General features: G+C 52.4%; 3 protein-coding genes and 1 pseudogene. All 4 read right to left on the bottom strand.

What is annotated here, in order from left to right; genetic code table 11:
- Positions 1-354: 354 nt before the first annotated feature.
- Positions 355-739, bottom strand: a pseudogene (locus tag BLT35_RS28025) (YkoP family protein).
- A gap of 301 nt (positions 740-1,040) precedes the next feature.
- Entirely contained in the window at positions 1,041-1,268 is a 228-nt protein-coding gene (locus BLT35_RS02525) for a hypothetical protein (protein WP_062408650.1), read from the bottom strand.
- Between the two features lie 43 nt (positions 1,269-1,311).
- Complete coding sequence (gene galU, locus BLT35_RS02520) at positions 1,312-2,196, bottom strand: UTP--glucose-1-phosphate uridylyltransferase GalU (RefSeq protein ID WP_054818392.1); 885 nt, start codon at positions 2,194-2,196, stop codon at positions 1,312-1,314.
- 120 nt (positions 2,197-2,316) lie between these two features.
- Positions 2,317-10,728 carry a glycoside hydrolase family 94 protein gene (locus tag BLT35_RS02515; RefSeq protein ID WP_074726920.1) on the bottom strand — a complete coding sequence of 2,804 codons (8,412 nt, stop codon included), beginning with the start codon at positions 10,726-10,728 and terminating at the stop codon, positions 2,317-2,319.
- Positions 10,729-11,067: the final 339 nt, after the last annotated feature.

Raw genomic sequence — 11,067 nt, 5'->3', positions numbered from 1 at the left:
AGTGGATCATTCATGGTTCCTTTAAAATTCACCATCGGAGATGCGATTTCCTTTCTTTTTCTTCTTTTTCACAGAAGAACTATCACGGATTCAGGAGTATAGAAAATGAGCCGGACAATGTCATCGGTAATTAATGGCCGGTATTTTTGTCCCGGTATGACAGAGATGCGGGCCTGGTACGATAACAAAAAAAGCCTTCCCCTTCCAGGGGAGGCAAGTGAGAAAAAGGTTATGAGGAAAAGTCTATTATGGGAAATAGAATTGCGCAACAATTCTGATTTCCACAATTCAAGTATAACCCACCATATTTTGTGATGCAATGTAAAATAAAACCTATATATAGTACTTTTGGTTTCAGACGATCTTTTTGGGCTTATCATCAACTCCACATAATTTTTGTAAAAGCTGATCCTTTGACATAAACAAATAGGTCGGCACATGCTTTTTCAAGTTTTTAAACGGCTGCGATACCGATAGCAAGCAAATAGGCATCAAACTCATCCATTTTAAACATCTATATGCTGTGGAGGATATCGGGAATGCTTCAAATCCTAATTTCTCACAGCCCCGATTTAACATCGTAATGCCGGGATTTAGGATGGTTTTTAACATACAGGGCAAGATCGGGCAACGAACTATCAATAAACCTGTACAGAAATCTTGCCTTTTTGATTTCATTTCTTAAGGGAAGCATGTCTCTTAATAGAACGACATTATGTAAATGAATTTTTAGTAAGATATCCCCTTTTGAATCATCGTTCCGTCGGATAAAGTTAAACCCGTTTTATTTCCTGTATATTTCGCCGCAGCGAAAATCGGCCGGCAAATCCGCGTATGCCATAATGGCCCCAAATGCAATTGACACATTTATTAGGTTGTTTCGGTTTAAAAATCATACTGTACTCCTCTTTATATCTCATTGTACTGACTGGTTAATTATTCCACTTTAACCCGCTTCTTTTTGTTTTACAAAATTGAAAAAGGGGTATCCCCGTCACCTCGGTGAATTTTGGGACAGCCCCGTTTAACCTTACGACTTTTTAATACAACCACATATTCGCGGCTGCCCCGACCAGACCCAAGCCTATGGCCCACCATCCCAAATTGTTGGCTTGACTAAAGACGGTGATCAAACCAAGAATTATCGCAGCACAACCAAACAGAACCGGTGAAAAGAAAAAAGCGATAATTCCTGCGATAATCCCAATCCATCCCATCCATAAAGCCGATGAATCCGTGTTATCTCTTTCCTTTTCCTTGGCCACCATTTATTCCACCTCCTCTGTTTAGTATTTCTATGATGCATTAAAATTATTTACTTGCCGATCCCTTGGACCGCTCAAGCCAAAAATGATGCAATTTATCATGCAAATCTTCACACCGCAAAGCTAATGACAAAGTAGCTTTTATATATCCCCATTTGTCCCCGATATCATGGCGGTCTCCCTCCAGAAGACGCGCATGCATGCCCTGCTTGAGGCAGAGAATCTTGAGAGCGTCCGTCAACTGGATTTCACCGCCTCGTCCCGGCCCTGTTTCCTCCAAAATATCGAAAATCTCCGGTTGAATGATATACCTTCCGACGATGGCCAAATTCGATGGCGCTTTATCCGTATCGGGCTTTTCGACCAAATCCTCCAATTCATAGATATGGTTATCGATCGGCATGCCCGCAATCACGCCATACTTGGACACTTCTTCAGGCAAAACGGGCTGTACGCCCACCACCGTCTTCCCATGGGTCTCAAACTGTTCCATCATCTGCCGAAGCGCCGGTTTCGTAGGGTTATCGATAATATCGTCACCCAGAAGAATGGCGAATGGCTCATTTCCGACAAAATTGCGGGAGCATAAGACCGCATGCCCGAGTCCGCGCTGCTCTTTTTGCCGTATGAAATGGATATCCGCCATTTTCGCGATCTCCAGCACTTCTTCATATTGAGACCATTTCCCCTGTTCTTTAAGGAAATACTCCAACTCCACATTGTGGTCGAAGTGGTCTTCAATGGCGCGTTTGTTTCGTCCTGTCACAATCAGAATATCCTGAATCCCAGAAGCAATGGCCTCTTCCACGATATATTGAATTGCAGGCTTGTTAATCAAAGGCAGCATTTCTTTGGGCTGGGATTTGGTTGCGGGTAAAAATCGGGTGCCGAAGCCTGCAGCCGGAATAATCGCTTTACGTATTTTATACATGTGGAAACTCCCTCCAACCGATCATGATGACAAGCGTACAGATTACTGCGGCCGTCCGGCGTAAAGCTGCGGCTTGCCTTCTTCATCCGCCGACGACCGCCCCATTCTTATACCTTGGCACTACAACGTCACAACCACATGGTGGACTTGCCCATCGTCACATAATTCAACGTAGTAACCGTCTTTTGCATCGTGCTCCTTAAGGGACATTTCTTGACCGTCCATCTGTAAAGCAGTCACACCGCCGGATTTATGCAGCGGATTATTGACGGTAATGAGAAAGCGCGTCCTGCCGAACCGGTAATGAACGGAATACTCCGGCCATTCACTGGGAATGCACGGGCTGATGTACAGCCGCGTCCCCCGTCGGCGAAGTCCGAGAATCCATTCAATTCCCGCCTGATACATCCACCCCGCGGCGCCGGTGTACCAAGTCCAGCCTGCATGTCCTTTGTGCGGATTCGCCGTATAAACGTCTGCCGACATCACGTAGGGTTCACCGGCGTACCTCCGCACTTCGTTTGACGTGCGCGTGTGGTTTAGCGGATTTAACAGGTGAAACAGCTCAAACGCCTTGTCCCCTTTCCCAAGCTGGCACCAGGCGATAATGCTCCAAATGACACCATGCGTATACTGCGCCCCGTTCTCGCGAATTCCCGGCGGATAGCCCTGAATGTAACCGGGACTAGGCTGCGTACGGTCAAAAGGCGGTGTCAGGAGACGGGCGACGGAAAGCTCCCGATCCACAAGCTCACGATCGAATGACTGCATCGCTTGCAGAGCCTTGTTCCTTGGCGCGGCTCCTGAAATGACCGACCATGACTGGGCAATCGCATCGATTCGGCATTCCTGATTGTGGATAGAACCGAGCCATTGCCCGGCATCGGTGAAGGCGCGGCGATACCATTGTCCATCCCAGGCATGCTCGTCGAGTGAAGGAATGAGCCGATCCCTTACATCCCGGTAACGTTGCGACCGTTCTGCGTCACCTCGCTCCCTGCAAAGATCCGTGAACCGGCCGAGAATGTCATAGAGAAACCAACCGAGCCATACACTCTCGCCGCGGCCTTCCGCCCCAACAAAATTCATCCCGTCATTCCAATCTCCGATTCCGATCAGCGGAAGCCCATGTTCGCCAAAGCGCTGCAAGGCCCTGTCGATGGCCCGCAAGCAGTGATCGAACAGGGTTCCGCTTTGTTCTGAAACGCGTGTCGGCTCGTATCGTTCATGTTCCCCTTCCCGCAAAAGCTCACTGTGAAGAAACGGAACTGCCTCTTCAAACAGGCTGTCATCCCCCGTATGCTCCACGTATCGCGAAGCCGCATACGGCAGCCATAGTAAATCGTCGGAGAATAACGTACGGATGCCGCGCTCCGTTTCTTCATGCCACCAGTGCTGCACATCGCCCTCCTCATATTGATGCGCAGCGTGCAGCAAAATTTGTGCACGCGTAAGGTCGGGACGGGTGTGCAGAAGCGCCAATGAATCCTGCAGCTGATCGCGAAAGCCGTATGCGCCTCCCGCTTGATAAAAGGCGGATCTGGCCCACATTCTGCAGCCGAGCGTCTGATAAAGCAGCCATCCGTTCAGCAGGACATCCATCTCGGGGGATGGCGTAGATACCGAAATCTGGTCCAGCACATCATCCCAGAATTCCCCTACAAGCGCTAATGACTGCTCGCTGACACGCGCTTGACGGTAGGTTTGCGCCAATTTCATGGCGGCATCGCGCGACTGATCGCAACCGAGAAGTATGTAAACTGTCCGTTCGGCATCAGGCTCCAGCGTAAGCTTGGTCTGCACCGCGCCGCAGGTATCATAAAGAGCTCCCGTTGTCTTGGACAAGCGCTCGCGGCTGAGTGAAGCGGGATTTTCGTATGTGCCGTTGCGCCCGAGAAATTCATTGCGGTCTGCCGTCCAGGACAGATCAGCCGGTTCGACTGGAGCAGACTGCTGAACCTCTGATGCTGTATCCGGGGACTCCTCCGACGCTTCAGGCAGCAGATACATACCCAAAAAGGCCGTAGCATCGCGAAATGATTCCTGATATGCATTGCGAGCCAGGAGCATTTGGGCCGATTCGTCCCATTCCGAAACGATGAAGGAGGCGTTCGCCTGACGTTGTACACCCAGCACCCATTCAGCGTAATAGGTGACGGAAAGGCATCTTTTTTCGGAAGTTTTGTTTTGCAACCGCAATTTGATGATTTTGACAGGATCATGAAGCGGAACAAAAACGGTCATTTCCTGCATGATACCGTATCTCTCGTGATGAAACCGCGTGAATCCCCGACCGTGCGAAACCGTATAGGATTGGTCCGGATTTGCGGCAGACGAAGGAACAGACCATATTTCACCGCTTTCTTCATCCCGCAAATAACAAACTTCACCAGGCGGGTCGAGCACAGGATCATTGAACCACGGGGTCAATTTGCACTCCCGGCTATTTCTCCACCAGGTGTAACCCGTGCCAAGCTCCGAAACAAGGCAGCCGAAGCGAGGATTGGCGATGACATTGATCCATGGCGCCGGCAAATGATTACCGTTCTTGATCACGATCCGATACTCCCGCCCATCGGGTGAAAACCCGCCCCAGCCATTAAAGAACATCAAATCGCGCACGTCTTCCGTCGGCGGGCTGCCGAACCGGTTTAACGGCACTGTCGCTGCGAACGGGGCCGGCCAGGCTTTATCCTGACGCGGCAGCTTGATTTGCGCCTTCAGACTCGGACCGCCCGCACGCAGGATAAGACGGGCTGCGGCCAGCAGCAGCGTCCTGTCCACATCCGGCAGCTGGTCGGCATTAATAATGAACACTCCCCCATTCCCTGCGTTATACCGGTCCATCCCGTGTTCTACCGCACTGCGCAGCGCTTTCTGCAAATCCTGCTGGTATCCGCCTGCCGATTCATTCAGAATGACCAGGTCAAAAAATAACCCCAAGCGGCGCAAATACTCGTGTCCGATCAGAAGTTTGGCAATAAATTTCATATTGGCCCGATTCTCGATCCGTACAAGGATCATCGGACGGTCCCCGGACACGCCATGCGCCCAGAGGCCGGACTGCCCTTTGGCATTCGCCATGATTCTGTCCTTCCGTTCCTTCCTTAGCGGAGAAGTATACAGCACCTGTCCGGCAAAGGTTTGGAAGGCCGCCGCCTCGGCGGCCGTAATGTGCAGATGCCTAAGCTCGATTTGACTGCGATTCCACGCGAGCAGAAATGTTCGTTCCACCGCCTGGTTCTCCAGGAACCGGCGGACGATGCCGACCGCTTCCTCCTTGGAATCGGCAATCCCGGTAACAGCGAACAATTGAACCTGTTCACCGGGCTCGATGCTTACCTGACGCCGCATGATAAAGGCAGGGTCCGCCACAGAGCCCACCGTACCGCGAAGGCGGGAACGGATCCCCTGCGGCTGGGAGATGGAATGTCCGCGGCCGATAAAGCTGGCCCGGTCTGTCTCATATTCCGCCGGTCCGAGCGTTCGTCCTTCCGCCATGAGGGAATGCGCCGCCCATACAGCCTTCTCACTTTCCTGTCGGGGTCTTCTTCGGGCGAGAAGGCACTCGGAATCGCCCGCATATTCTGTTTCTATAAATAATTTGCTGAAAGCGGGATGCGCATCATCAGCTATAGGGGGGGCCAAGGCCAGCTCCGTAAACGTTGTGACCTCTATGATCTTGGCCTCATTCCCCGTGTTGGTCAGCGTCAATCGGCGAATTTCCGCATTCCATTCGGGCGATACGCAGACTTCAAGACGGGTCTGCACGTCTCCGTCTGTACGCATGAAGGTGGCCCGGTCAAGCGAGAATTGTATGCGTTGTTCGGATGACGGAACACGGCACGGTTGAAATGCCGGAGACCACACCGCATCACGGGCGACGTCACGGATATAGATATAGCTCCCCCAATCGTCCAATACCGGATCCTCCCGCCACCGCGAGACGGCCAGACCTTCATATCGGCTGAACCCGCCGCCACTGCCCGTCACGACGGTCATATAGGTTCCGTTGGACAGAACACACACCTCCGGCGTACGCGTATCTGCCGAGAGGTATTCCCGCTGCGCATCATTCTGCACCGGCCTTGTTTCAGGCATATATTCACGTGCCATTGCAGGGTGTCTAATGATTTTGGGATGCGCGGGTATCCGCTCCTGCAGCAGCAGCTCCGCCGCCTGCACGCGCTTGTCGCGGTGAAACCGCTCGTACATTTTTACCGGCAGCAGTATGTTCGCAAGGGCAAGCAAACTCATCCCTTGATGATGGGCCATAAAGCTGCGGATGACCATGCATGTCTCATTATTCGGCATCCGTTCGGACGTGAAATCGATCGCCTCATAATAGCCATATTTGCCGCGCGCGCCAAGCTCCTCCATTTTACGCAAATCTTTAAGCCCTTGACGTTTCGCAAAAGGCAGCGCCAGAATGGCGGCATACGGCGCCACGACCAAATCCTGTTCCAGGCCCCGCTTGAAGCCGAGACCGGGAACGCCGAACGCCCTGTATTGATAGTTCATCTGGTAATCAAAAGCGTAATAGCCGGATTCGGAAATGCCGAAGGGGACACCCCTTTCGTGCGCATAATCGATTTGCCGCTCCACGACGGCGCGGTAGGTGCTATCCCAGATGGTGTTCCGATAGGTGCGCATCATCAGCCAGGGCATCAAATATTCGAACATGGTTCCGGACCAGGAGAGCAGCGCGGTGCGCTTCCCGACTTTGGTCATGGTCCGTCCGAGCGCGCGCCAATGAGCTACAGACACCTGACCGAGGGCAATGGCAATAAAGCTGGCCTGTCTTGCCTCTGATGCCATCAGGTCATACAGAATCTTATCGCGTTCTTGGAGCGCGGCATGATACCCCAATGTCAATAGTTTGGTCTTGTGATCGTAAAGCGGACGAAAGTCTGTCTTCTCAATCAACAGCGCCATGCGTGAGATCAGATGTTGTCCGCGTGCCGGCCAATCCTCTGCCGATGCTTTGCGTCCGGAACCGTCTTTATTCCCCCCGACTCCCGCGTCTGCCGTTTCCGTGGTCTTGTCCGTCAGTTTACCCTGCAGTGAAGGCACCAAATCCTCGGCGAATGCCACATGGAACGCTTCTTCCGCTTGACCTTGACCCTTGGTATTCGACTCCGGCCTTTCGTTGAATGTAAAGTCATTTTTGAGCCACTCGGCCAACCCCTCTTTGACTGTCATTAAATAGCCGGCGAAGTTACCGGAATCCACCGTCGATACGTACAGAGGAGGCAGTGGTTCTAGAGTAGTCGTGTCGTACCAGTTATAAAGATGGCCGTTCCATTTATTCATGCGCTCCACCGTATCGATCGTACGCTCCAACCGCTCAATCAGCCCGGGCGTATCGATAAATCCGAAATCCCGTGCGGCGAGCGTGCAGGCAAGATAAAGCCCGATATTGGTGGGCGAAGTTCGATGTGCAATGCCATTGGGCGGCTCCAACTGCACGTTATCAGGCGGCAGCCAATGGTCCTTTGCGGTAACGTAGTCCTCGAAGAAGGTCCAAATCTGTTTGGCCAACGCCTTCAGTTCTTCCTCTTCTCCCGGTTCGAGCGTCAGCTCGGCCTGTTGGACGGGACGGTCCAACCAGTGGACGACAAGAGGAGCGAATAACCATACAGCACAGAGCGTCAAGCCTGTCCACCGTACCGCTGGAGCGCCGCTCGCCGCCGCTGCCAACGCAAAGACAAGCACCAATGCATATCCCGGGTACATCCCTAAAAGCACAATATGCCGCTTTCCGCGGTTGCGGCGTTCAATTTCCGCAGAGCTGACCCATTCAAGCAAACGACGCTTTGAAACGAATAGCCGGAACAAAGTTCTGCCGATCGCGTCTAGCAGCAGAACGCTTTGAAACGGCAGAGTCAACAGGGTAACCAAAACTTGCAAAGCCGTGGCAAGCAGGCTCCGGGGACGCCGAATAGTATGCCGCATTGCCACGAGTTGGCGGATCAGCGGCAAAAACAATGTAGCAAACCCAAAAACAAACCAGCGTTCCGGTGATCCGGGAAGGACGCCCGTACCTAACAGCAGAAGAGCGAACAGCGCCGGCGGAAATAGACTGCGTCGCAGGTTATCGATCATATGCCAGCGGGTAAGAGCGGATAGATCGACCGGCAAGCTCTTTCCCCGCCGGTCGGACGTGCGGGGAAAGAGCCATAAAAGCAATTGCCAATCCCCTCGCACCCATCGGTGCAGTCTTCTTTGATACGCGCTGAACGCGGCAGGCTGGTCATCGATCAATTCAATGTCCGACAGCAAGCCTGCCCGCAAAAAGCCGCCCTCCAACAAATCATGGCTAAGGACCCGGTTTTCAGGAATACGTTCGCATAGCACCTGCGCAAATGCACTGACATCGAATATCCCTTTACCCGTGAAAATCCCCTGCCCTAATCCGTCCTGATACGGATCGGAAACCGCAAACGCATAAGGATCGATTCCCGGATCGCCTGACCATAAATAAGCCAAGCGCGAACGCAAGGACGATTCGTGACTAATGCCGATTCGCGGCTGCAGTACGCCGTATCCCTCGACCACCCGTGTCCGCGAACGGTTCAGCCGCGGCTGGTTATATGGCAGATGCAGGGTACCGATCATCCGGTGGGCGCTGCCGATCGGAAGCTGTGTATCCGCGTCGAGTGTAATGATATAACGGATGCCCGGAAGAACCGAGGCATCCCCGACTACGAAGTCGTAGGTCGTATCTGTTCGCCCTTTTAGCAGTTCGACGAACTCTACCAGTTTGCCCCGCTTGCGCTCCCAGCCCATCCATACGCCCTCAGACGGGTTCCACAATCTGCGACGTTGAAAAAGGTGAAACGTACTGCTTTCTTCCGTTTGGGAGTACGTGCGGTTCAAACTCTCAATACTTGCGCGGGCAGCTTCAAGAATGGCGGAATCCTGCGGAAGACTCTCGGCGTCGGCATCGGCAAAATCACCCAGAAGGGCGAAATGAAGATTTGGATCGCGGTTCGCCAGATAATGAAGCTCCAGCCGATCCGCCATTTCCCGCACTTGTTCGACGTTTGACCAGATCACCGGAATGACAACCATTGTAGTCGCCTCACTCGGAATTTCATGCGAGAAATCATAGCGAAGCAGCGGCCGCGGCTGCCTTGCGCACTCAATCATCCAGTGTGTTGCCGTTACGGCCCACTCACTCACGGGTATTGACAGCAAAAGCAAAACCGCCGCCCACCCGGTCAGCGTCAAGCTGAAGCCTCCTGCAATCCACAAAGCGAATCCGAGAAGTGCAACCAGGAACAGCCCTGTAAGAACGGTGAAATAAACGCCGGTAGCCCGTTGCAGCAGCCCTATATGCGACAAACGCCGGGGACTGCTGCATTGTTTCAGCGCGCGCTGGAGCTCTTTGACGCCGCTCGGTTCGAGCAGGTAATAAGCGATATACGCCGGACGAGGCATCACATCCGGACGAACCGCACTACCCGCGGCACTCTCCTTCTCCGCTATATGGGTGTTGGCTTGTTCTCGTTCCGCGCACGCCAGGTTATACTCTTGTGCCGCCAGCTCCACAGCCTGCTTGGCGATCAGATTCTCCGGCACATTAAAGCGGCGGGCCAGCCGCTCAACGCGTCCCCGCAGTACGCTGCGGCTTGAATCATCCAGCAATACATAGTCACCGGAGTTTTCTTGCCTCATGGTTTGTTCCACAAGGCAAATTTGCTCGAATGGTTCGTGCCAGTCGCAGCGTTCGATTTTTCTCAGACTGCTGATGGCATTGCCTATCGTCACTTGATATGCCGCCTGAAGCTGATACTCATAGGAGACGATACGATCCAGGCTGTCAGGACCGTTTTCCAAGTTGCACAACAGCCATTCACGTACGTGTGCCGAATCGTCCGTCCATTCACGCAGATGACTGACCAAATGGACGATCATCGGACCGGAGAGCGGCATCTCTTGGCCTGCTTGTTCAAGCGCAGCCTTAAGCGCATCGGGACTTACCTTCGACGGCTCCATTCGCTCCAGCAGCCTTTCGACGAGTGAACACACCTCATGCCGTTCGCGAATGAATTCCATCACTTCGGCCAATCGCCGGATCAAGGCAATTCTTGCGATAAGCGGGATCGCCCACGTTTCAGCAATGGTCAAAACGGATACTTCCTGATAAGAATTGATATAGGAAACAAAAGTGTCCATGTCCAGGTTTCCGTCCACGTGTTTCAGATAATCGGCACAGATCGAAAGAATCCGTGGCTCGCCGGTCTTGCGTAGATGCGGCAAACGCCGCAAAAAGCTTCCGGTGAGCTGGCTTTTAATGACTAACCCCTGTTCCTCAATGAACTCCGCGTGATCAAGGAACCATTCTTCCGCCGGCTGCGAACAACTTGCGCGACGTCCATGCATGGAGCGTATGAACGCAGTCAAATTTTCCATATCCGTAGTAAAATTCCGCCATATGCGCATCGCTAGGCGCCGCGTGATGTATGGTTCATGGGTTAGCGCAAGTTCATGAGCTTTTTGTCGGAGTTGTTCCGTATGTAGATTCATACATCCTCCCAAAGAAAGTCAGAAATTAATGTTAAAGAAGTCATGTCTATAAGATCTGTTGACTCCGTAACGGTTAAGTTATAACAGTTAAAACATTCCCATTTATGCTGCAAATTATAAATTTCGCTTCGGAAGGATGTATATTTGGTATGTGTTGCCCTCTTCAATCCGGTCAATAATAAAACCTCCGGCACCATTATTTAAAAGTGGTTCCGGAGGTTCTTCATTCATTTCGGGGACAGCGTTTTACGCAAGCTTACCCTCATCATCACAGGAATCTGTCCTGCGTATCGGATGCGGGAAAATCGCGCATATTAAGTTGGAAAACGAGTTGTGCAT

The sequence above is a fragment of the Paenibacillus naphthalenovorans genome, assembly GCF_900099895.1.
Classification (GTDB): domain Bacteria; phylum Bacillota; class Bacilli; order Paenibacillales; family NBRC-103111; genus Paenibacillus_G; species Paenibacillus_G naphthalenovorans.
This window is presented reverse-complemented; position numbering and strand designations above follow the sequence as displayed.

Bases quoted from the DNA above. Each gene is read 5' to 3' on its own strand.
- galU (WP_054818392.1), bottom strand. From the start codon at position 2,196: ATGTATAAAATACGTAAAGCGATTATTCCGGCTGCAGGCTTCGGCACC.
- BLT35_RS02515 (WP_074726920.1), bottom strand. From the start codon at position 10,728: ATGAATCTACATACGGAACAACTCCGACAAAAAGCTCATGAACTTGCG.
- BLT35_RS02525 (WP_062408650.1), bottom strand. From the start codon at position 1,268: ATGGTGGCCAAGGAAAAGGAAAGAGATAACACGGATTCATCGGCTTTA.